The organism is Erysipelatoclostridium sp. An173 (assembly GCF_002160495.1).
GTDB classification, from domain to species: domain Bacteria; phylum Bacillota_I; class Bacilli_A; order Erysipelotrichales; family Coprobacillaceae; genus Thomasclavelia; species Thomasclavelia merdavium.
The window spans coordinates 1-23,068 of record NZ_NFKR01000037.1; the positions used below are offsets into that span (position 1 = coordinate 1).

Genomic DNA, 23,068 nt, shown 5'->3' on the forward strand with positions numbered 1-23,068 from the left:
GTATACCACCTCTCTTATAGGATACTACAAAAACGATTGGAGAGAAATTATTTTTAATAAAATGTTTGTGTCCGACCGACGAAGACGGACGGAAATGGAGGTAAATATGGGTAAATTAAAAGTAATGCATGTTTTGTGCATGAGTACATATTCTGGCGCAGAAAACGTAGCAATAACACTTATTAATAGTTTAAAAGATAGGGTAGACAGTATTTATGTTTCACCTAATGGTAGTATTCGAAAAGTTGTACAGCAAAATGGAATTGAACATTATGTAATCGATAGGGTTGATGTAAAAAATATTAAAAAAGCTATTAGAGATATTAAACCTGATATAATTCATGCACATGATTTTACTGCTGGTACAATATGCTCTTTGTCTACTAGAAAAATACCAATCATTAATCATCTTCATAACAATCCCCCATGGATAAAAAAAATTGGCTTGAAAAGTATATTATATGGATTTTCATGTTATAGATATAGAAAGATTTTAACTGTTTCTAATTCTATAATGGATGAATTTATATTTGGTAAATTTTTCAAAAAAAAGATGACTATTATTGGAAATCCTATAAACTTATCATCGATAAAAAGAAAAGCTGAGGCAGCAGAAGAAAATGAAAAATTTGATGTGTTATTTCTTGGGAGATTGATGCCGCCAAAAAATCCAATATTATTTGTTGATATTATTGCTGATTTAGTGAAAAAATTGCCAAATTTAAAAGTAGCAATTGTTGGTGAAGGAGATTTAAAAATTAAGATTGAAAAAAAGATAACTCAATATAATATTTCTAAAAATGTTGTGTTATATGGATTTCAAGAAAATCCATATGTGTTTGTAAAAAACACAAAAATATTGTGTGTTCCTTCAGTTTGGGAAGGTTTTGGTTTGGTCGCAGTTGAAGGATTGTGTTTTGGAAAACCGGTTATAGCAACACCAGTAGGTGGTTTGAAAGATATTGTAAATAATGAATGTGGTAAACTTTGTGTTGAAAAAAATGAATTTGTTTCTGAAATATATAGACTACTTACTGATAGTACCTATTTAGATAAGAAATCTAGTGGAGCATTAAAAAGAGCAATAATTTTTGATAATATAGATGAATACTCTAAAATAATTATTGATACATACGAAGAAGTATTAGGAGAGATATAAATGGCGATATACTCGATTACATATATATTAAATGCTTTAGGATTCTATATGAATAAACGTGATAGTAAAATTATCAAAGCACTTGTAATATTGCTACTAGTTTTTATATCAGGAACTAGGTATTACATGGGAGGAAGTGATGTTTATGTTTATGAGGCTGCATATAATAGCGTACCATCACCTAGTATTGTATTAAATTATTTTTTTACCGGGGTCAATAATGGCGTAAATACAAGTTGGGAAGTTGGATTTCTGTTATTATGCTCTATAATTAAGTCCTTTGGATTTTCTTATTTTGGTTTTATTTTAATTTGGACAATTATTTTTTATACACTTATGGTTAAAGGTCTTAATGAATTTGTACCTAGTTGGTCCATATTTTTTGCTGTTTTTATGTACAAGTTAATGTTTTATGATACTTTCATAAGTATACGGCAAGGGCTTACGATTGCAATGTTTTGTTATATGCTAAAATATATTAGAGATAGAAAATGGTATATTTATTTTCCGCTTTGTTATATTGCACTTTTAGAACATAATGGTGCAGTTTTTCTTTTTCCGCTATATTTTGTTACTTATATACCTACATCAAAAAAATTCATTCGTCGTTTTTCATTGGTTATGGCACCAACGTGGTTTATTAGTAGTAAAGTAGACATAAGTAATTTAATTATGCTCGGTGCTAACTTTTTAGGAAGTTCAAAGGGAGAACATTGGGTTGAAGCTACGGAAAAAATAAGCATAATTCATACAATTGAATGTTATGTTATGGTTATTCTTATTTTAATATTTTATGAAAAAATTATATCTAATGAAAAAAATGGGGAAGTAAAGTTGGTTTTACAATTATTTTTATTAGTAATTCCAATGTTTACGATATTTAGGGAATGGATAATATTTACTCGTGAAAAAGATTATTTAGTTTTAATGTATGGTATTATTTTAGGGTATGTATTAAAAAGTAATACTATGAAAAATATTGAATATCGCAATGGTTATTGTGTTTTAGGTTCTAGAAATGAACAATTAAGATTTAAAAATAAATTAGTTTTTTCATTAGGAATTTTCATTGTATGTTTTGTTGGGATGATTAGATATGTTTTAGTTTTTGATGGCGGTGAACTTGCAACTTTTACTAGTTTTATTACAGAAGGTGCAAGTATTTTTATTGACTAAAAATGGAGGAAAGTATAGAGATGCGCGTGTTACAGGTCTATCCGCAGATGAATAATGCGGGAACTGAAAGGGTTATTTTTAATTTATATGAGAATATTGATATTACTAGGGTGCAATTTGATTTTCTAGTAGAGCGTCCAGGAGAACTTGATGAAAAAATTAAATCTATGGGTGGTAAAATTTATTATTTGTATACTAAAAACAAGAAGAACTACTATTTATCTTTGATTGAATTTTTTCATAATCATCCAGAATATCAGATTATTCATACACACACACATGCAAGGATGGCCATTGTTTTAAAAGCTGCAAAAAAATGTAATATTCCTTGTAGAATTGCACATTCTCATAATGCAAGGAATGATCTTCCCAAAATAGCTGCTTTTATAAAGAGTTTGACAAGTATCCCAATAGAAAAAAATGCAAATTACTTCTTTGCATGTTCATCAAATGCCGCAAAGTGGCTATTTCCACATAGAATGAAAGAATGTAAAATACTTTATAATGGAATAAAATTAGAGGATTACCTTTTTAGAAAAGAAAATCGAGATGAAACAAGATTTCAGTTAGGACTATCAAACTCATCTTTTGTTATGATTCATGTAGGACGATTTGCTAAACAAAAAAATCACACTTTATTAATAAAAATCTTAGAAAATTATAGTAAGATCGATAAATCAGATTGGAAAATGCTTTTAGTAGGTGAAGGACCCTTAGAAGATGATATTAAGACACAAGTTAAAGTTGCAAAGCTTTCTAGTCATGTAATGTTTTTAGGAAATAGAAATGATGTTAATAAGCTATATTGTGCTGCTGACATGTTTATATTTCCTTCCTTGCATGAAGGACTGGGTATTGTTGTAATAGAGGCACAAGCAAGTGGTTTACCTTGCATTGTATCGGATGCAATACCTTTAGAAGCAGATATAAAGGTAGGTTTGCTTAAAACACTTAGACTAGAAAATTCTACAAAAGCTTGGGTCGATGTCATCATGGAAAATAAACAGAATATTAAAACTAGAATTAGTCATAGTGAAAAAATACTTGAAGGAAAGTATAATATTTCGAAAATTGCTATTGAAATGCAAAAATTTTATTTAAAAAATGGAGAAAAAAAAGATGACTAACTTAGCCGAACAATTGAAAGAAGATTATTTAAGAATGACTGGAGATGTGTATAAGGTTGGCATTAAGAGTTTTATTGTGATTTTATATTCTCATCAAATTAGATTTATGCGTATTTGGAGAAAATATAAACAACATAAAACTATTTTTAGGAAGTTATTATTATATCATTATTCAAGAAAATATGCTCTTGAAATTTCATCTGGTGCAAAAATAGGGCGTGGATTGTATTTAGGACATCCATATGGAATTACTGTTGGTGAAGGGGTAACAATTGGTAATAACTGTAATTTACATAAAGGTTGTACAATAGGTAGAGAAAATAGGGGTAAAAGAAAAGGTTCACCAACAATTGGAAATTGTGTTTCAATTGGCATTAATTCTACAGTGATAGGAAAAATAATTATTGGAGATGACGTTATAATCGCACCCAATAGTTTTGTTAATTTTGATGTACCGGCTCATTCAATTGTTATTGGCAATCCAGCTTGTATACATTCAAAGAGAGAGGCAACAAATGAATACATTAAATTTAGAGTATAGGAGAATGAAATAATGTTAATTACGATATTTACTCCAAGTTATAATCGTTCAAAGACATTACCTCGTCTATATTATTCATTACTTCAACAAACAAATCAAAATTTTTGTTGGTTGATTGTTGATGATGGTTCAATAGATAGTACTGAAACATTAGTACAAACATGGATAAGTGAAAATAAAATTTCGATTAGATATTTTAAACAAAATAATTTCGGTAAACCTATGGCACATAACAAAGGGGTTGAATTAACAAAAACAGAGTTATTTCTTTGTGTAGATTCTGATGATTATCTTACCCAAAATACGGTAGAAGAAGTTCTTCAATGTTGGAAAAATGCTAAAAAAAATGATGTAGGCATTCTTGCTTTTAAAGGTACCAAGAATAAAACTTTAACAAAAATTAAAAATGGTGGTAATGGAAAACGTACCACATTAAAAAATGCTTATGATCATTTAGGATTAGTGGGGGATACAATGCTTGTATTCCGAACAGAAGTGATTAAGAAGCATCGTTTCCCATATTTTAAAGGGGAAAAATTTGTTCCTGAAGCATATTTATATGACCAGATTGATCAAGAAGGTAAGTTGATTTTATTGGAAAAAACACTCTATATTTGTGAGTATTTAGAAGATGGTTATACTAATAATATGGCAAAATTATTGAAAAACAATCCAAAAGGATATTTTGAATTTATCAATCAACGATTGCTTATAGATAAGACACCAAAAGAAAAATTTTTAGATTCAGTTCGTTATGTTGCAATGGCACTAGCACATAATGTTCCTGTTATAAAGAATGCTGTATATCCAACGTATGCATTTTTTGCTTATCCGGTAGGATTGTTGCTTTATTATAAAAAGTTTAAAAAAATTAAATAGTTTTAGTTAGTATAATGAGGAAAAATGAACAAAATTAGTTTTTCAAATAAAATAACAGTATTATCGTTTATCTTATCTATATCAATAGTGTATATTCATTCGGTTTGGGATGTAAAAAATAATTTATTGACAACAGTACGTTTATATTTTTTTAATTTACAAAATATATGTGTACCAATGTTCTTTTTTATGTCTGGTTACTTATTTTATAGAAATTTTTCGATGGGCAAATTAAGTTAAAAATACAAAAAAAGAGTAAAAACCCTTGTTATCCCGTATTTGATTTGGAATATAGTCGCTTTTATATACAGCTATTTAATAATGAAAATTTGTGGTGCAAAAGTGATAATTCCAACATCATTTATTGAAATAATATTATCTATCTTAAACGCAGACTATAGTATATTGTGGTTTGTTAAACATTTGATAATTTTTACTGTTATAGCACCAGGAGTTTATATTATTTTTTGTGATAAAAAAAGGGTGTTTTCGGTTTACTTATTGCTTTTTTTCTATTGTATTATTCAATACAATCAAGTGTTTTGAAAATACCAGTTGAAGTCATTTCAAACTCTATTTGGTTGTATTTATATGAGGGTATATATTATCTAGTTTGAGCATATTTTTCTTTAAACTGGAAGAAACAATGTGAATCTATTAATCAGCATAGAAGTTGGGCTTGTTTAGTTGGATTATTAATTCTTTTTTTATTTAATATATACATTACTATATTTAGAATCAGCATATTTATAATGATTTTATATAGGCTTTTATTTTGTATATTTGCCTTTTTTGCATTTGATTTATTTCCAAATATTGAAATTAAGTGGTGGATGAAAATTAGTTTTTTTATTTATTGTACACATATGTATCTGCTACAAATTTCTCAACAACTTATTATGCGATTGTTTTCAAGTGATTTGATCAAGGTGTTAAGCTATTTAGTTATGCCTTTTTTTTCTGTTATATTTTGCATTGGAATAGCAAAAATATTTATTAAACATTTTCCAAAATGGTGGAATATACTCACAGGCAATCGTGGAAATTAAATATATTAAAAGAAGATTGGGAGGGAGAAAATGGAATCGCAACCTATAAGTAGCGTAATTATGCCGGTTTATAATGGTGAAAAATATTTATCAGAGGCAATTAAAAGTATTTTAAATCAAACTTATAAAAATTTAGAATTAATTATTGTAGATGATGGTTCTAATGATAATTCGGTTGCAATTATCAAAAAATATCAACGACTAGATAAACGAATAATTTTGATTTGCCAAGAAAATCGTGGGGTTAGTTCTGCACGTAATAAGGGAATTGAGCATGCGAGGGGAAAATGGATATATTTTATAGATTGCGACGACATTTATTTTCCGAATTATATTGAACGTATGATCGAAGTAAGCAATTTAACAGGTGCAGACTATATCTGTAGTGATTTTGATATGAATTATATTTTTAACTTAGATGCATATAAGGCGTGTAAAAATGAAGAAGTTATTGTATTTGATCATGATACAATTGATGCTTTTAATTATATGTGTTCACTAGGAATTAGTACTAGTCTTTGGAATAAACAATTTTCTGCTCAGATAATTAGAAAATATAATATTGCTTTTGACACTACCATGACATATGGTGAAGATTTATTTTTTTGTTGGAAAAGCTGTTTAGTATCAAAAAAAATTGCATATATTCCTGAAAAGTTATATTTTTATCGATTGACAGGAAATAGTGCAGTGTCGAGAGTTCACACAAATTTATTTGAAAAATATAATTATGCATTTAAAAATATTGAGCAATTTGCTATCTCAAATAAATTGATGTGTACAGAATTAAAAAAATCAATTGAATTTTTATATGTACAAAGATTACCAGCTCTTGTACGTATGACTATTCGTGAACATAGAGGAATTTATGGTTCGTATATCCGTTTAAATGAAATAATTAGTTCTAAGCGGATGCAAGAAATATTAAATGGTCAGAATACGGAGATTGAAAATTTATTAAAAAATGATATAAAAAAACTTTTTTTACAGGCAAAAAAAAAGAAAATTATTAATATGTTAGTATATGGATATTATAGTAATCTACGTATTCGGATTGCAAAAAAAATGAAAGGTGGAAAAAAATGAAATTTATGATTTATCAGCATCAAAGCAGTTATAATCATGGCTGTGAGGCGCTTGTATATACTATTAGTAAACAAATTAAAGATTTATATCCAGAAAGTTCTGTGGTAGTACAGTCGTATTATAAAAATGAAGATGAAGAATTTAGTTTTCCTTCAGTTGATCATTTTATTCAAAATAATCAATGGTTACAAAGATTTACTTTTCCATGGTTTATTTATCAAATTGATCGTCGTATTTTAAATAGTAAAAGTATACAAGAAACATTTATGTACTGTAAGCCATGCTATGAATTTTCAAAAAACGCAGATGTTTGTATAGCAATTGGAGGAGATACATATTGCTATAATAAAGGTAAAGAACATTGGCCACTAGAACGTAAAATGAAAAAATTAGGAAAAAAAATGATGCTTTGGGGTTGTTCTATTGAACCAGAAGATGTTCCGGGTGAAATGGCTGAACATCTAAGTAATTTTGATGTGATTACTGTGCGCGATTCAATATCTTATCAGGCACTTATTGATAATCATGTTGATACAAAAATTATTCGCTGTGCAGACCCTGCATTTCTTCTTCCGACGGAAGAATGTATTTTGCCGGATGAATGGGAATCAGGAAAGATGATCGGTTTAAATTTTAGTCCTATGGTTATGGGAAATATTGTAGAAAAAGATGGTCCTCGCCATGCTATTGATGCACTTGTAGAACATATTTTAGATTCGACTGAAGATAAAATTGTTTTGATTCCTCATGTTCGAATTAGTTTTACAGATGATATGGATGAGTTGAAGAGAATATACAATAAGTATTCCCATACTAAACGCGTTTTACTTATTGATGATAAATCATTGAATGCAAGACAATTAAAATATATTATTTCAAAATGTAAAATGCTTGTTGGTGCTAGAACGCATGCAACAATTGCGGCATATTCAACTTGTGTACCTACTTTAGCAATTGGATATTCTGTTAAAGCAAGGGGCATTGCAAGAGATTTATTTGGAAGTGAAGAAGGTAAGATAATATCCATTAAAACAATGGATAATCAAACACTAATAAATACTTTTGATGCAATTTATAATAACTTGGATAGAGAAAGTGCGTATTTGATAAAAATTGTTCCTGATTATTCTAAAAAAGCATTATTATCAGGAAATGCATTAAAAGAATTGATAAATGATAAATAAGGTGACATATTATGAAGATAGGAATTATTACTTTGGTTGGAAATAATTATGGAAATAGATTACAAAATTATGCGGTGCAGGAGTTGTTATCTAAATATGGCGATGTATATACTGTTAAATGTGAGAAGAAAATAGTTTCAAATAATAAAAAAAATAAAATAAATTATTATAATCCTATATATATTAAAGAAGCTATAGATAGTAGGTTGCTAATAAATTATCATTTGAGTAATCGTAAAATGAACATGGTATCTCGTTTTATGTATTATTTGAAACATAAAAATGAAATTCAATCAGCAATAATCAAACGGAATGAATCATTCCGTTTTTTTGATAATAAGTATATAAAATATGAAAGTGAATTACTTCATTTAAGTGGCGATGACGATGAAGAGTGGGTAAAATCATATAATGCATGGGTTTGTGGAAGTGATCAAATATGGAATCCAACATACCCAACGGCAACAAGAAATGCATTTTTACAGTTTGCACCAGAAAAACGTCGAATAGCGCTTTGTGCTAGTATTGGTCTTTCTAATATAAATATGATGTTGCCTGAATATTCTGAATGGATGAAGGAAATTAAATACTTATCTGTTAGAGAAAATAGAGCAGCAGAAATAGTTAATGAATTAACAGGCATACAGCCAAAAGTTTTTCTTGATCCTACAATGTTAATTCCACTTGAAAAATGGAATCAAATGGCTGACTTATCAAATACTAAATTACCAAAAAAATTTACTGTTGGATATTTTCTTGGCGTACGTGAAAAAAAATATATTGATTATATAAAGAACTTTTCAAAAGGAATGGATTATATTGATTTGCTCAATGGAGAAGCTCCTAAATATTTGGAGTTTGGTCCAGATAATGTGGTAGATGCTATTCGTAAAGCGGAGTTTGTATTTGTTGATTCTTTCCATGGTGCAGTATTTTCTATTTTATTTCACAAACAGTTTATTGTATTTGAACGAAGTGAAAAAGGAAAATCTATGAATAGTAGATTACAGACATTATTACAACGCTTTGGACTTGAAAATAGAATGTTTAACGAGAATAATTTAGATGAGTTAAGTAAGCCAATTGATTATAGTAAAGTTGATAGCATAATTGCTGAGGAACGTATGCGTGTAAGATTATTCCTTGATCATGCTATGGAAGAAATTTCAAAACTACCAATAGAAATAGAAAAGAAATTAAAACATATTGAAATTACCCGTTTAGAAAAATGTTGTGGTTGTACAGCGTGCATAAGTGCTTGTCCCAAAAAGTGTATTAAAATGCAAACGGATAAAGAAGGATTTTTATATCCATCTATTGATGAAAATAAGTGTATAAATTGTGGTCGTTGTGTAGCGGTTTGTCCAATATTGAATCATGAAGGTGGTAATATACCAAAAAAAGTTTTAGCTGAAAAAAATAAAAATGAAAAGATTCGTTCGAAAAGTTCTTCAGGTGGTTTTTTTAGTGAAATTGCAAAAAATCACATAGTTAATGGCGGTGTAGTTTACGGTTGCGCATTAGATGAAAATATGATTGCGCGTCATATTAGTGTATCTACACTTGAAGAACTTCCTAAATTGAGAAGTTCAAAATATGTACAAAGTGAAATGGGTAACACTATGTGTGAAATAAAAGAACGTTTGCTTGCTGGAGAAAAAGTAATGTTTTCTGGTACACCTTGTCAAGTTGCTGGACTTAAAAAATATTTAAATAAAGACTATGATAATTTATTTGCTATAGACGTATTATGCCATGGCGTTCCATCTCCTGGATTATTTGCTGATTATCTAGAGTATTTGAGTCAGCAATATGGCGACGGAAAACCGGTTTCTGTAAATTTTCGTAATAAAAAACGAGGATGGAAACGACTTTATATGGAAGTATGTTTTGATAATGGAAAGAGACATTACATTTATAGTGGGTATGATCGTTATGAAAGTATGTTTTTGAATAATCTCTCTTTACGACCAGCGTGCTATGAATGCAAATTCACAAAAAGTGAGCGCTTTGGAGATATTACATTAGGCGATTTTTGGGGGATTGGAAAAAAATATCCTAAGTGGGATGATGATAAAGGGATATCGGTAGTTATGCTTAATACAAGAAAAGGAATTGATGTATATTCACAAGTGTCACAATTTTTTGATGAGAAAGAAGAAAGTTTTGAAACTGCAAAAGCAGGGCAACGTACACTTTATGCACCTAGTACGAAAAATCCTTATCGAGATGATTTTTATAAATTGTATGCAGAAAAAGGATGTAAAGAGGCTTTAGAAAAATATACTAATGTACCTTCTGTTTCAATTCGTGCATATTATGCAATTATGCGGTGGGGACTTGATATTGTAAGAAAAATAATGAAAAAAGGATATTGATATAAAAATAAATTATATATATTGAGTTTTATTGGTGTCTGTATATTTTTAAATTTAATTTTATTCTTTGATGATACCGTTAAGATATATGTAATTATGATAATTGTTTGATTAATTTATTTTAGGAGTGTATAAGCTGAATATGATTAAAAGCAAAGAGGATTATTTATATTATCTTGAAGCTGATCGAATTTCGCTTGGAGAAAAAAGAAAAAAACCACATATCATTTCTATTTGGGAAATTGATGTGATTTGGAAATTTCAACGTCTTTTGAGAAAAGCTGAATATTTACATAATTGTAAATCAACAGGAATTAATAAGTTTTATTATAAATGGATACAATACCGTTTATTTAGAGCATCGGTAAAAACTGGATTTGGAATACCGTTGAATGTATTTGGTCCTGGACTTTCAATTGCACATTTGGGACCGATTGTAGTTAATGGATTTGCAAAAATTGGAAAGAATTGTCGATTGCATCCATTTACTTGTATCGGTATTGATGGAAGAAGTGGAAGGTTGCAGTAATAGGCGACAATGTTTATATTAGTAACAGTGCAAAGATTATTGGTGATGTATATATTGCAAATGATATATGTATTGCTGCAGGTGCGGTTGTTACTAAATCATTTAATGCTCCAAATATTACAATTGGAGGAGTTCCTGCGAAAATAATTTCGCAATTAGGTAATCCAATGCCAAACAGTAGAAAAGGTGCAAACTAATTTAGAAATATATGATTTAATAAGATATAAAAGTATTTTTTAGAAAAAATATTAATTATTTTTGACAAACGTTAAAAATATATTATTGTAATTTTAAAATCGCTTATTTTAATTAATGTTTATTAAGTAAAAAATTAATAAATAATCAATACTATCTTCGTATGATTATTTAATTTAGTTAGGTGAAAATTATGATACTTAAATAATTTTCATATATTATGACTATTAATTCGTGATTTTATATTCATCTAAAACCTTAGACAAGTTATATTTAATATAAAGTAATGTGATTGATAGAAATTATATAAGATTTGTATTTTAATGCATAAAAGCTATATATTAAATTTAAGGAAATGTATATATGAAAAGCAAACAAAATTAGATATTAGATTATTACTAATTCATCTACTATGATGTTATTTGCATAATGGAGGAATAATAAGTGAGAAAGAAAAATAGTCCCAATTCGAACGGAGGAAGAGTTAAGAATTCAATTAGAAATATTACGTATCGGATTATTGCTCAGATTGCAACAATTTTATTACGGTTTATTAGTAGAACGGTTTTTATTTATGTTTTAGGAGTAGAATATCTGGGTATAAACGGTGTTTTTAGTGAAATTTTGCAAATGCTTTCTTTAGCAGATTTGGGATTTGGTACAGCAATGGTTTTTAGTATGTACAAACCTCTTGCGACGCATGATGAAACAAAATTATCACAACTAGTACAACTATATAAAAAAATCTATACATATATTGCAGTAGCGATTTCTGTTATAGGGATAGCACTGATGCCATTTTTACAATATATAATCAATCTAGATACAAATATCCCATATATTCGTATTTATTATCTGTTATATCTTGCAAATACAGTATCATCTTATCTTGTCGTTTATAAAACTTGTATCCTTACTGCAGATCAAAAAAGTTATATTACTTCTAAATATAATATTATTTTTTCTTTTTTATCAACAATTGGATGCATAGTATGTTTGTTGGTTACAAAAAAATTTATGATTTACCTTGTAACTCAAGTTTTTTTTACATATCTAAATAATTTTTATTTATCACATGTTGCATCAAAAATGTATCCGTATATCAATGTAAAAAAAGGTAAATTACCTACTGATGAGGCAAAAGAAATATTTACTAATGTTAAATCTGTATTTATTTATAAAACGGCAAATACATTAGTTGGAAGTACTGACAATAGTATAATTTCTATTCTTTTAGGAACAGTTGTTGTAGGTTATTATTCTAATTATACAATGATAATTAATAATCTTTCATTGATTATTAACATTATTTTTTCTTCTGTAACAGCCAGTTTAGGAAATTTAATTGTTGAAAATAATAAACAGAAAAATTATTCTGTGTATCAAACAATGCAGTTCGTTAGTTTTGTAATCAGCTCGATTACGCTTACAGGAGTTTATTTGTTAATTAATGATTTTGTTACAATTTGGCTTGGAAATAAATATATGTTGGATAATTTGGTTGTGGCTGCGATTGTAATAAATATGTTCTTTTCTATTGTTTTAATGCCAATATGGTCGTATAGAGAAGCAACCGGTATGTACCGGCAAACAAAATATGTAATGGTTGCTACAGCAATCGTTAATCTAATTTTATCTATATTATTAGGAAAGTGGATTGGCTTAGCGGGTATTTTAATTGCTACATCCATTGCTAGAATCTCTACATATTTTTGGTATGAACCTAAATTATTATTTAAACAATTTTTTGATAAAAATGTAAGAGAATATTATAAAAGTATTGTAATAAATATTTGTATTACTTTAATAATAGTTTGTGTGTGTTCAATAATATTTGGTAATTGGTTAGTTAGTAGTTGGACAAACTTTTTCATTAAATTTATTATTTTGGTTTTATTTTCATTTGTATTAACGTTATTGCTTTATTCGTGGAACAAAGAAGAAAAAAAGTTGCTATATATTGCTATACAACTTTTAAAAAATAAACGAGATAACTAAATGACATGTAGGTATTTTCATGTATTAAAAATATTACAATTGATATGAAAAATAGTAGTATTCAATAAGGGGATGGAAATGTATTTCAATCAAAGTAACAAGTTATATAAAGGGGAACTAACATGACACAAAATATTAATATGAATAACAGTAATTATCAAAATGTGTTGAATTTGACAAAATAAATTGATTATTTTAAAATAAATATAAACTTACAAATGAATTTTATAATTAATCGTTGCTACGTCACGTTGGTTTTATAATTCTGTTATCATAAGTATTAGTTCGTGTATTATACGAACTGGCAAATCGCGCATAAAATTAGACATGGTATGTAAATGCTTTTTTATTTTGCTTTTTGACAGTTTTTGTAAGTTTATTATAAGAGCTACTTAGTAGTTCTTTTTTATTTTTGGAGGGGATGCAAGAAGCAAATATTAAAATATGAATTAGATTTATGAAAAAAATTATAAGTAAATAATATGTTGTTGTGCTAGTAGGTAAAAGAGATTGGGAAATAATTTTAATGATTTATATCTTATTTTCAGCATAATATTTTTGAGGCTTTATAAATGAGAAAATAGTTAATTTGATTATGTAATATTATATTAAAGTATGATTTGAATTGGATAAAGTAGATGTGAATTATTTCCGATTTTTTAATTAAAAAGATTAAATTTTTAAACAAGAATGAAATAATTAATAAATAATGGGTGAATGAGCAAAATTTTTTATAAAGGCAAACAAGTGAGGATAACATGTTATTGGCTTTTTTTGTTGTAAAATGTATATATCAGTTGAAATATTTATTGTGTTGAAACTGGAAAAGAAAAATAAAATTAGAATTTTAAATAGATTTGAAATCCTATCAAAAATAGGTAAATGCTCTTCTTTCTATTTGGTTGAAAAATTGGTTAATGAAAAAGATGAAGATTTAGCATTGATGATTAAATAGGCGGTGTTTGATGGAAAAAATTAAAAAAGATAAGTTAAAAGAATTATTTGAGCAATTAGCTTGGATGTCAATTTATGTAAAAAGATATTGGTGGTTAATTGCAATATATACTTTTACAATGACTTCTGGTTCTTTGCTTAGTTTAGGTTCGACAGTTATTTCTCGTGATTTGGTTGATGCGGTAACGGCAAGTAATATTCAGACCATTTCTTCAGTTATTTTTACTTATGTTGGGGTTGGAATTGGACAACTTTTTATTGATGTGATAAGAACGCGAATTTCTTTGAAAATTCAATTAAAAATTCAAAATGAAATTAAAGAAGACATTTTTAAGCACATACTGCAAACAGATTGGGAAGCATTGTCTGAATATCGAACAGGTGATTTGTTATATCGCACTAACGGAGATGCAGGGATGGTTGCAAAAAGTGTCTTAACGTTTATCCCGACGGTTATCTCTGTTTTTATTAGCTTTTTTAGTGCTTTTTGGATTATGATTAAAAATGACTATACTATGGCAATTATTTCTGTAATGGGGGCTCCTATTACGTTAGTTACTTCTAGATACGCAATGACTAAAATGCGAGAGTACACAAAAAGAAATCAAGATTTTTCAAGTAATAAAATGTCTTTTGATCAAGAGACTTTTCAAAATCTTCAGATGATAAAAGCTTTTGGATTGATACCGAGATTTATTGACAATTTTCATGAGGTAACTCAAGAATCGATGAAAATTTCGTTAGATCAAAATAAATTTCAATCTTTAACTACGATTATTACTTCATTAGTAGGACAAGTAATCGGTTATGCTTGCTATGGCTATGCTTTATTTCGATTGTGGCATGGGGATATTAGTTATGGAACAATGACCATGTTTGTAGGAATGGCTGGTTCGCTTCGAGGATCATTTAGTTCGATTGTTAATTTGGCACCAACATTAATAAGAGCTTGTATTAATGCTCAACGAATCATTGAGATTATAACTTTACCTCGTGAAAGAATTGAAGATGATAAAAAAGCTAAAAAGATTTTAAGTATTGCTGATAAATGTGGTGTAGAAATATTAATGAATAATGTTAGTTTTTGGTATCAAGAAGGTCAATCGGTTTACGAAAATGCTTGTTTTTATGCTAAACCTGGTGAAATTATTGGTTTGCTTGGCCCTTCTGGCCAAGGAAAGACCACAACATTAAATTTATTATTAGGTTTATTCCACATTCGTAAAGGTGAACTTAAAATTGGTAATCCTGGTTATGAAATGATTGATATTTCATCGGCAACGCGTTGCTTGTTTGGTTATATTCCTCAAGGTAACATCTTATTTAGTGGTACGATTGCTCAAAATATTGCCATGGTAAAGTCTGAAGCAACTGAAGAGGAAATTATTGAAGCTTTGAAAACAGCTTGTGCCTGGGAATTTGTCGCACAATTAGAAGAAGGCATTCATACTTCAGTGCGAGAATTAGGCCGGAGATTTTCTGAAGGTCAAAAACAAAGATTATCAATTGCTAGAGCATTATTAGCAAACACACCAGTCTTATTGTTAGATGAAGCAACAAGTGCTTTAGATATGGCTACAGAAAAGAAAGTACTAAAAAACATTTTGAAAAGAGATCCACTTAGAATTTTAATTGTAGCGGCACATCGTCCTAGTGTTTTTTCAATGTGTCATCGCGTCTATCGAGTACAAGATGGAATGATTAAAGAAGCCAATCATGATGAAGTCCAAAAGTTTTTAGCGGGTGATGAATAAAAATATGCTGTTATTTACAGCATATTTTTATTTAAATACATCCATATCTTTTAAAATTTTAGTTCTTTTTTTACCTAGAGAATAAATTTTAAAGGGATTTAATTTGCCAGTAATGATTTTTTTTAAAAAATTATAAATTCGTTTTAGTGCAAACCAAAGATATAACGATGGTTTTTCTTTTAGTTTAGGATAACGCATTGATAATTGTTTAACTGGTGGAAATAGTATTGTAACAATATTTTTAATTGCTGAACTATCCTGGTTTCTAGTTGATATGGTAGGATAAAAATAACTATATACTTGATTTAGATTACTAGTTCCAAAACAGCCGTTTTCAATTAAATTATCAGTTAGTTTATCGATATTTTTGATGGTTTGATTATTTGGTGTTAGATTAAAACCTAAATATTTCTTACCAATTTGCATAATGGCATTATATAAATTATTAATATGTAAATCTTTTAAGATTGTTTTGATTTTATTATTGTCGATGTCTTTTTGATAATGCTGATAGAAAATTAAAATATCTAATACTTGTCTAATGCCAACCCCGGCACTAATAAAATGTTTATATAAATGAATAATTAAAAATAAATAGTGATTGGTTGGATTTAAAGTATAGATTGTTTGGTTTTCAATTTCTATTGATATTGAATCATCAAAGACATTTTTAAAGTAATTATTCATTTGTTTATGTAAGTTATCTAAAGTTCCAAAAGGATTTATATGAACTTCAATTGTTAAAATATTATTAGTAAAATTAATTGTTTGAACCGTATTTAAAAAATCATCAGTTATTAGCTGTTTGTTTATACAACGAAAGTTATTATCTATTAATACTTGAAAACAGGTATTAAAATCTTCAGGTTTAATCCAGATATCTTCATCAGAAGAACAGCGGAAATCACTTTGAGGATATAACTGCCGACAGATTAAACCTTTAATAACTAAAGGTTTTAAATTGGCAGCTAATAGTTTTTGATAGATATTTAAAAACTGTTCTGTTCTTTGCTGTTGCATGACAATTTGATTAATTGCAGTTTCTCTGAATTTATTTGATGATGGATTGAAATCATCATTTTTTCTTAGTACGTCATAAATAATTGGTACTAAATTATGTTTGAATGTTAAATCATAAAGTGCACCTAAATCAGGAGAAATTTCTGCAACAGTTTGATTTTGAAAATAGGCGCACAATAAGTTTAGAAAAACTTGATTAATGTTTTTCATAGTCGACCATACCTTCTTTCTATTCTTTTGTTATCTTTAATTATATCAAAATATTAAAAATAATAAAAGATGTTGAAGATAGCGACTATTTTTTATTTTCAAAAATTAAGTCATAAATGGAGGATATGATGAAATTTATACGAATCATAGTAATTATCTTTTTTATTTTGGGAATAGGAGTTTATGGCTATTCCTCAATTGTCGAAAAATTATCCCGAGATTCTACTTATCCACAAATAACAAGCGATCGTGAAGTTTTAGAAATAACTTGCAATTATAGCGATGCAGATTTACTAACTGGATTAAAAGCTTACGACAAAAAAGATGGTGATATTAGTGATGATATTTTAGTTGGTGGAATCTCTAGATTTTCAACATCCGGGACTAGTGAAGTTACATATGTGGTCTTTGATTCTAATCATAATTCCACAACTTTTAAACGTAAAGTTGTTTTTAGTGACTATCGTTCACCACAAGTATCATTATCACATCCTTTAGTATTTACTGCTGGTAACGGTGGCGATGCTTTATCTTATATTGGTGCTAATGATGTATTAGATGGTGATGTATCAAATTCAGTTACTTTAGTAGATAGTAATGTTAACTATCAGCTAGTTGGTGATTATAGTGTTAGCGTTTCTATTAGCAATAGTTTTGGTGATTATGTGGATGTAACATTACCGGTTCATGTCATTGAAGAAGATGATCAAACAATTGATATTGAGCTAAATCAAAATATTGTTTATTTAGATCAAGGGGCTAGTTTTGATCCCGTAAGTTATATTTATCAAGTTCAAGACAGCAATGGAAATGAACTAGCAAAACGAAATGTTCAATATCAATCAAATGTCAATACTAGTGTTCCTGGCGTTTATGAAGTAGAATACAATATTTTTTCTAATGGTGGTCATGGGACAACATATTTGACGGTAATAGTTAGTGAGTAGAGGTGGTAATGATGGAATTTCGAATAAATGATATTGATTTAAGAAGTATTATCGTCGATATGGTAAGAAATTGCTGGATGATAATATTAGTAATGTTGGCCACATATTTTGCAATAGCTGGTGTTTATCGATTAACTTATAGTCCTCATTATACAACAACAGCAACAATGGCTGTAACGGCTCGTGGCAGTCAAAGTGGTACTTATAGCTCATTAACGACAGCAATGAATATGGCTGAGGTTTTTAGTGAGGTTTTTCAAAGTGATACTTTAAAAGAAAAAATAGAAGCTGATTTAGAGGTAGATAATCTTGATTATCAAATTAGTGCTTCAGTTATTTCTGAAACTAACTTGATGACTTTAACGGTAACATCAAATACTCCAAAAATGACCTATCAAATTATGCAATCAGCATTAGATAATTATACAAGTGTATCTGATTACTTATTTTCTAATGCCTCATTACAAATGGTTCAAGATGCTTCTGTACCTATGAGTGCTTCTAATCCCCTTAATTATTCACGGATTCAAAAATTAGGTACTCTAGCTTCTGGAGTAGTAATGATTGGAATAATTGCGTTATTATCGATATTTAGACAAACAGTTAAAAGAAGTAAACAGGCTAAGTATCAATTAGATGGTCGGATAATAACTACCATTCCATATGAACGCAAGTATCATTCATTACAAGAATTAAAGAAAAAACCAAAAAAATCCGTTTTGATTAACTCACCTTTATTAAGCATGCCTTATAGTGAAGCTAATCGAAAATTAGGAGCATTGATTGAAAGACATATGCGTCGAAGAAACCAGCAAGTATTATTAGTTACTAGTGTTGCTGAAAATGAAGGAAAGTCTTCGACTGCTGGTAATATTGCCTTATCAATGGTTGATCGTGGTAAAAAAGTAGTAATTATCGATTGTGATTTTAGAAAACCAGCACTATATAAAGTTTTTGAATTAAAAGAACTTAAAAATGGCTTATCTGATTATCTTGACGGTAATTGTAAATATGAAGATATTATTACATATCAAAATAATCTAGCTATTATTAGCCAAAAAGATTCTAAAAAAAATTCTAGTAATTACTTTTTAACAGCCCAATTTACTCAGTTTATTAAAAAATGTCGTTCAAATTTTGATTATATAATTATTGATACGCCACCAATGGGAGCATGTGTGGATGTTGAAGCAATTATTAATCATAGTGATTCTTCAGTAATGGTTGTTCGTGAAGATTGGAGTGAAATAGGAGCTATTAATGATCTTTGTGATGTTTTAAAACAAAATGATCAAGATTTTATCGGTTTTATTTTAAATGCATTTCACCGCAGTATTTTTAGTAATGATAGTTATAGTCATTATGGCGATTATCAAAGACGGACAACTAGTAATTTGCATAAGTAGGGAGGCAGGATAATGGAAGAAAAAAATATTGAACAAGATGAAATCACTATTGATTTGACAGTTTTGTTTCGTGATTTTATTCGTGGTTGTATTAAATTCTGGTGGCTAATATTAGCCTTGATGGTTGCTGGTGGTGCGATTATGTTTGTAACTAATATTCAAACATATACACCAATGTATCAAGCTAGCGCTACTTTTACAGTTACAACCAATACTACAACAGATCAAAATAATCAAAGTGATTATAATTATTACTATGATAGCTCTACTGCTGAACAGTTATCATTAACTTTTCCTTATATTTTAAGCAGTCAGATTTTAAATGATGCTATTGAAGCCGATTTAGGAGTAGAGGCTATCAATGGATCAATTTCTGCTTCAATTATTCCTAATTCTAATATGATTACAATGACAGTTATCAGTTCTGATCCAGATGATGCTAAAGAAATATTAGAATCGACAATTCGTGTCTATCCATCAGTAGCTAGATTTGTAATTGGAATGACTAAATTTAATATGATTGAAAATCCATCAGTATCTAATGTTCCTTATAATCAGCTTAATTATTTTAATACTGTGGCTAAAGGCGCTTTAATAGGCTTAGCGGTCGGTTTAGTGATTATAGCGATTTATGCGTTTTTTAGAAAAACAGTACACAAAACTCAAGAATTAGAAGAAGTAACTAATATAAAATGTTTAGCGACAGTTCCTTATTTAAAACAAAAAAAGCGAAGTCGAGGTAAAACTATCATGCCTTCAATATTAAATTTACAAACCAATCCATTATTTTTAGAAAATATTGAAAGCTTGCACATTCGTTTAGCTAAAGAACTGGCTGATATTAATGGTAAAACACTAATTTTTACAAGTACAGTAGCTAAAGAAGGAAAATCAACTATTGCTACTAATGTTGCTTATGCCTTAGCTAAAAATAATAAAAAAGTATTATTAATAGATGCTGATTTGAGAAAACAGGATTTAAGTAAACAAATGAATTTAACTACTAATGGTGTTGGATTAAGTAGTATTAAATATGGTAGCGATGTTGTTGAAGATGCAATAGTATATTTAGAAAAACAAAATTTATATTTTTTAGGTGGCAATAGCACTATAGATGATTTAACTGCAGTATTAACAAATCCTAATATGGAACAATTTATGAATGATATGAGACAAAAAATGGATTATATTATTTTTGACGCTCCACCATGTGAGGCTTTTGAAGATGTATTTTTATTAGAAAAATATGGTGATGCTTTTGTTTATGTAATTAAACAAGACTTTGTTCAAAGACCAAGGATTGTTGACTGTATTGGAACTCTAGCTGATAGTGAACTTCCTTTACTAGGTTATGTTTTTAATGGCGATAGTTTTACTTTTAGAGATTATAGCCGTTATGGATATCGTTATTATAATAAGTACGGTTATCGACATTACAGTTATTATAATAATGAAAAAAAAGCTGCTAAATAGTTATGAAGAAAATTACTTATCTAATCGGAGTAATTTCATTATTAGCTTTAGTAATTATTTTGATATTGTCATATCAAATGACAATGAATTATAAAGATGAGAATAATCAAAATTCAAGTGAAAATATTAAAATTATATTTGATGATGATTTAGTCTATGATGGTACTGGAGAACTTGATTTACTAGATGGTGTTAGTGCTCAAGGTGAAGATGGTACCGATTTGACTAATCGTCTTAATGCAAAGATTGTTTTGGCTGGTAATGATAAAGAAATTCGTTATAGTGTTTCTAATGATAATGGTCAAATTGTTTATAAAGCACGAAATTTAGTTTTAAAGAATTATCAAGGACCTGAAATTATAGCTAATGATCATTTGAATTTTGATGTTAAAGATTTAAGTAATTTAGTTACTGTTTTAAACGGGCGGGGCGAATTAAAAGGATTAGATGGTTTTGGAAAAGATATTACTAATCAAATTACTTATCAACGAGAAAAAGTTAGCGATGGAATTTATCGACTAACTTTTACTTTAAATAATATATATTTAGATAGCACTTCGCTGACAGTTAAAGCTAATATCAGTGGTGCTATATCAGACCCAATCCTTGAATTATACCGCTCGTCAATAGAATTAGATGTTGGTAGTGTATTTTACCCTGAGGACTACATTAAAATAGCTAATGATGAAAATGGAAATAGTATTAAAGATCAAGTTAAGATTTCATCATCATTAAATACAATGCAACCAGGTGTGTATAATGTTTCATATCAGCTAACATCAAGTGATAATAGTGTTATAGTAACTAAAAATTTAGAGGTAAAGATAAGATGATTGATTTACATAGTCATATAATGCCAGAAATAGATGATGGCAGTCAGGATATCTATGATTCGATTGAAATGGCTGAAATTGCTGAAGATTCAGGAGTAGAGGTGATAGTTGCTACGCCGCATAGTAATTTTAAAGGGGTATATGAAAATTATTATGATCACCACTTTAAACAACGTTTTACTCATTTAAAACAAGCTTTAAAGGATAATAATTTATCTTTAACGTTAATTGAAGGAATGGAGATAATGGCTTCTGATGATATTATTCAAAAATTAAATAGCCATCAATTAATTACTTTGAATCATACAGATGTTCCATTAGTTGAGTTTGATTTTTTTGTTCATTTTGATTATATTCATTATATCGTAGAACAATTACTAAAAAATGGATATCGACCCCTAATAGCACATCCGGAACGTTATTTTTGTATAATAAAAGATCCGGATAGAGTGCGAACATTGTTAAAAATGGGAGCCTTGATTCAATGCAATAAATCGAGTATCTTAGGTCATTTTGGATTAAATATTAAAACATGTGTTGATTATTTATTAAAAGAAAAGCTGGTAACCGTAGTTGCTTCGGACAGTCATGGCATTGATGTTAGAACTCCGGATATGAGTGAGATTCAGTTTTACTTAGATTTAAAATATGGTAGTAAAATGGCCGAATTATTACTTGAAAGTAACCCTAAAAAAATTCTTAAACTATAACTTAGCTGTGTCAATGTTGGCACAGCTTTTTTTTATTTAAAATCATTAGGTAAGTGGTCTATAATTAATACACTATAAGTGAACCGATGATTGTGAGATAATACTCGCAAAGGAGGTTCACTTATAATGAATAAAAATAATGAAACAATTGACTGGAATGCTTTGATCGATGAATACAAATCCAACCAGAACTTTATATCCATGATCGATTTCTGTAACCATCATCATGTTTCCATTGATGATATGAAATATCATTATCATAAGCAAAAATCTGATCATACTAAAAAAGTAATTGAGCTTAGATCTATTAGTATGAACAAAAATTCTTTCATCCAATTGGAATATAATGGTTTTAGTGAGTATTTCACTAAAAAGATGACAGCGTTTCACTCATTTGATGACGTCATCACACTAGTGTGATGATAAAAATAGTCACTATAGATTTGACCATAGTGACATT

The 23,068-nt window shown here is 28.5% G+C and carries 19 protein-coding genes; 18 read left to right on the plus strand and 1 reads right to left on the minus strand.

Annotation, left to right across the window (positions count from 1 at the left end; all coding sequences use genetic code 11):
* Nucleotides 1-106: 106 nt before the first annotated feature.
* The 12 genes from B5F09_RS12120 to B5F09_RS12170 all read left to right on the plus strand — a co-directional run bounded on the left by B5F09_RS12120 (nucleotide 107) and on the right by B5F09_RS12170 (nucleotide 16,009).
* Nucleotides 107-1,159, plus strand: a complete 1,053-nt coding sequence (locus B5F09_RS12120) for a glycosyltransferase (protein ID WP_158095847.1) — start codon at nucleotides 107-109, stop codon at nucleotides 1,157-1,159.
* A 48-nt stretch (nucleotides 1,160-1,207) separates the two neighbouring features.
* Nucleotides 1,208-2,335: an EpsG family protein gene (locus B5F09_RS12125; RefSeq protein WP_158095848.1), complete on the plus strand. Its 1,128-nt coding sequence runs from the start codon at nucleotides 1,208-1,210 to the stop codon at nucleotides 2,333-2,335.
* 20 nt (nucleotides 2,336-2,355) lie between these two features.
* Entirely contained in the window at nucleotides 2,356-3,462 is a 1,107-nt protein-coding gene (locus B5F09_RS12130; protein WP_158095849.1) for a glycosyltransferase, read from the plus strand.
* Nucleotides 3,455-4,003, plus strand: a complete 549-nt coding sequence (locus B5F09_RS12135) for a serine acetyltransferase (protein WP_204215320.1) — start codon at nucleotides 3,455-3,457, stop codon at nucleotides 4,001-4,003. Before B5F09_RS12130 ends, B5F09_RS12135 begins: the two co-directional genes overlap by 8 nt.
* Nucleotides 4,004-4,015: 12 nt before the next feature.
* Complete coding sequence (locus B5F09_RS12140; RefSeq protein WP_087374470.1) at nucleotides 4,016-4,882, plus strand: glycosyltransferase family 2 protein; 867 nt, start codon at nucleotides 4,016-4,018, stop codon at nucleotides 4,880-4,882.
* A 1,079-nt stretch (nucleotides 4,883-5,961) separates the two neighbouring features.
* Nucleotides 5,962-7,017, plus strand: a complete 1,056-nt coding sequence (locus tag B5F09_RS12145) for a glycosyltransferase family 2 protein (RefSeq protein WP_087374472.1) — start codon at nucleotides 5,962-5,964, stop codon at nucleotides 7,015-7,017.
* Nucleotides 7,014-8,201 carry a polysaccharide pyruvyl transferase family protein gene (locus tag B5F09_RS12150; RefSeq protein ID WP_087374474.1) on the plus strand — a complete coding sequence of 396 codons (1,188 nt, stop codon included), beginning with the start codon at nucleotides 7,014-7,016 and terminating at the stop codon, nucleotides 8,199-8,201. Before B5F09_RS12145 ends, B5F09_RS12150 begins: the two co-directional genes overlap by 4 nt.
* Before the next feature lie 11 nt (nucleotides 8,202-8,212).
* Nucleotides 8,213-10,579, plus strand: a complete 2,367-nt coding sequence (locus B5F09_RS12155) for a polysaccharide pyruvyl transferase family protein (protein WP_087374476.1) — start codon at nucleotides 8,213-8,215, stop codon at nucleotides 10,577-10,579.
* A gap of 142 nt (nucleotides 10,580-10,721) precedes the next feature.
* Complete coding sequence (locus tag B5F09_RS12160) at nucleotides 10,722-11,108, plus strand: hypothetical protein (RefSeq protein WP_204215322.1); 387 nt, start codon at nucleotides 10,722-10,724, stop codon at nucleotides 11,106-11,108.
* Nucleotides 11,109-11,146: 38 nt separating this feature from the next.
* Nucleotides 11,147-11,305 (plus strand): hypothetical protein, encoded by a 159-nt coding sequence (locus tag B5F09_RS15450; protein WP_394335301.1) that lies wholly within the window; start codon nucleotides 11,147-11,149, stop codon nucleotides 11,303-11,305.
* 442 nt (nucleotides 11,306-11,747) lie between these two features.
* Nucleotides 11,748-13,301, plus strand: coding sequence for a lipopolysaccharide biosynthesis protein (locus B5F09_RS12165; RefSeq protein WP_087374478.1), 1,554 nt, complete (start codon nucleotides 11,748-11,750; stop codon nucleotides 13,299-13,301).
* A gap of 965 nt (nucleotides 13,302-14,266) precedes the next feature.
* Nucleotides 14,267-16,009, plus strand: coding sequence for an ABC transporter ATP-binding protein (locus B5F09_RS12170; protein ID WP_087374480.1), 1,743 nt, complete (start codon nucleotides 14,267-14,269; stop codon nucleotides 16,007-16,009).
* A 27-nt stretch (nucleotides 16,010-16,036) separates the two neighbouring features.
* Here the strand turns inward: B5F09_RS12170 and B5F09_RS12175 are convergent, their stop codons facing one another.
* Nucleotides 16,037-17,239: a nucleotidyltransferase family protein gene (locus tag B5F09_RS12175; protein WP_087374482.1), complete on the minus strand. Its 1,203-nt coding sequence runs from the start codon at nucleotides 17,237-17,239 to the stop codon at nucleotides 16,037-16,039.
* A gap of 128 nt (nucleotides 17,240-17,367) precedes the next feature.
* On the opposite strand from B5F09_RS12175, the gene B5F09_RS12180 reads away from it, so the two are divergent.
* The 6 genes from B5F09_RS12180 (at nucleotide 17,368) to B5F09_RS12205 (ending at nucleotide 23,028) form a co-directional block, all read left to right on the plus strand.
* Nucleotides 17,368-18,186 (plus strand): immunoglobulin-like domain-containing protein, encoded by an 819-nt coding sequence (locus tag B5F09_RS12180; RefSeq protein ID WP_087374484.1) that lies wholly within the window; start codon nucleotides 17,368-17,370, stop codon nucleotides 18,184-18,186.
* A gap of 11 nt (nucleotides 18,187-18,197) precedes the next feature.
* Nucleotides 18,198-19,592 carry a polysaccharide biosynthesis tyrosine autokinase gene (locus B5F09_RS12185; RefSeq protein ID WP_158095850.1) on the plus strand — a complete coding sequence of 465 codons (1,395 nt, stop codon included), beginning with the start codon at nucleotides 18,198-18,200 and terminating at the stop codon, nucleotides 19,590-19,592.
* A 12-nt stretch (nucleotides 19,593-19,604) separates the two neighbouring features.
* Complete coding sequence (locus B5F09_RS12190) at nucleotides 19,605-21,065, plus strand: polysaccharide biosynthesis tyrosine autokinase (RefSeq protein WP_087374487.1); 1,461 nt, start codon at nucleotides 19,605-19,607, stop codon at nucleotides 21,063-21,065.
* A 2-nt stretch (nucleotides 21,066-21,067) separates the two neighbouring features.
* Nucleotides 21,068-21,898: an immunoglobulin-like domain-containing protein gene (locus tag B5F09_RS12195; RefSeq protein WP_087374489.1), complete on the plus strand. Its 831-nt coding sequence runs from the start codon at nucleotides 21,068-21,070 to the stop codon at nucleotides 21,896-21,898.
* Nucleotides 21,895-22,608 carry a tyrosine-protein phosphatase gene (locus tag B5F09_RS12200; protein ID WP_087374492.1) on the plus strand — a complete coding sequence of 238 codons (714 nt, stop codon included), beginning with the start codon at nucleotides 21,895-21,897 and terminating at the stop codon, nucleotides 22,606-22,608. Before B5F09_RS12195 ends, B5F09_RS12200 begins: the two co-directional genes overlap by 4 nt.
* 126 nt (nucleotides 22,609-22,734) lie before the next feature.
* Nucleotides 22,735-23,028, plus strand: a complete 294-nt coding sequence (locus B5F09_RS12205) for a hypothetical protein (RefSeq protein ID WP_087374494.1) — start codon at nucleotides 22,735-22,737, stop codon at nucleotides 23,026-23,028.
* Nucleotides 23,029-23,068: the final 40 nt, after the last annotated feature.

Bases quoted from the DNA above. Each gene is read 5' to 3' on its own strand.
- B5F09_RS12180 (WP_087374484.1), top strand. From the start codon at position 17,368: ATGAAATTTATACGAATCATAGTAATTATCTTTTTTATTTTGGGAATA.
- B5F09_RS12205 (WP_087374494.1), top strand. From the start codon at position 22,735: ATGAATAAAAATAATGAAACAATTGACTGGAATGCTTTGATCGATGAA.
- B5F09_RS12170 (WP_087374480.1), top strand. From the start codon at position 14,267: ATGGAAAAAATTAAAAAAGATAAGTTAAAAGAATTATTTGAGCAATTA.
- B5F09_RS12145 (WP_087374472.1), top strand. From the start codon at position 5,962: ATGGAATCGCAACCTATAAGTAGCGTAATTATGCCGGTTTATAATGGT.
- B5F09_RS12135 (WP_204215320.1), top strand. From the start codon at position 3,455: ATGACTAACTTAGCCGAACAATTGAAAGAAGATTATTTAAGAATGACT.
- B5F09_RS12195 (WP_087374489.1), top strand. From the start codon at position 21,068: ATGAAGAAAATTACTTATCTAATCGGAGTAATTTCATTATTAGCTTTA.
- B5F09_RS12125 (WP_158095848.1), top strand. From the start codon at position 1,208: ATGAATAAACGTGATAGTAAAATTATCAAAGCACTTGTAATATTGCTA.
- B5F09_RS12150 (WP_087374474.1), top strand. From the start codon at position 7,014: ATGAAATTTATGATTTATCAGCATCAAAGCAGTTATAATCATGGCTGT.
- B5F09_RS12120 (WP_158095847.1), top strand. From the start codon at position 107: ATGGGTAAATTAAAAGTAATGCATGTTTTGTGCATGAGTACATATTCT.
- B5F09_RS12160 (WP_204215322.1), top strand. From the start codon at position 10,722: ATGATTAAAAGCAAAGAGGATTATTTATATTATCTTGAAGCTGATCGA.
- B5F09_RS12185 (WP_158095850.1), top strand. From the start codon at position 18,198: ATGGAATTTCGAATAAATGATATTGATTTAAGAAGTATTATCGTCGAT.
- B5F09_RS12190 (WP_087374487.1), top strand. From the start codon at position 19,605: ATGGAAGAAAAAAATATTGAACAAGATGAAATCACTATTGATTTGACA.
- B5F09_RS12175 (WP_087374482.1), bottom strand. From the start codon at position 17,239: ATGAAAAACATTAATCAAGTTTTTCTAAACTTATTGTGCGCCTATTTT.
- B5F09_RS12200 (WP_087374492.1), top strand. From the start codon at position 21,895: ATGATTGATTTACATAGTCATATAATGCCAGAAATAGATGATGGCAGT.
- B5F09_RS12155 (WP_087374476.1), top strand. From the start codon at position 8,213: ATGAAGATAGGAATTATTACTTTGGTTGGAAATAATTATGGAAATAGA.
- B5F09_RS12140 (WP_087374470.1), top strand. From the start codon at position 4,016: ATGTTAATTACGATATTTACTCCAAGTTATAATCGTTCAAAGACATTA.
- B5F09_RS12130 (WP_158095849.1), top strand. From the start codon at position 2,356: ATGCGCGTGTTACAGGTCTATCCGCAGATGAATAATGCGGGAACTGAA.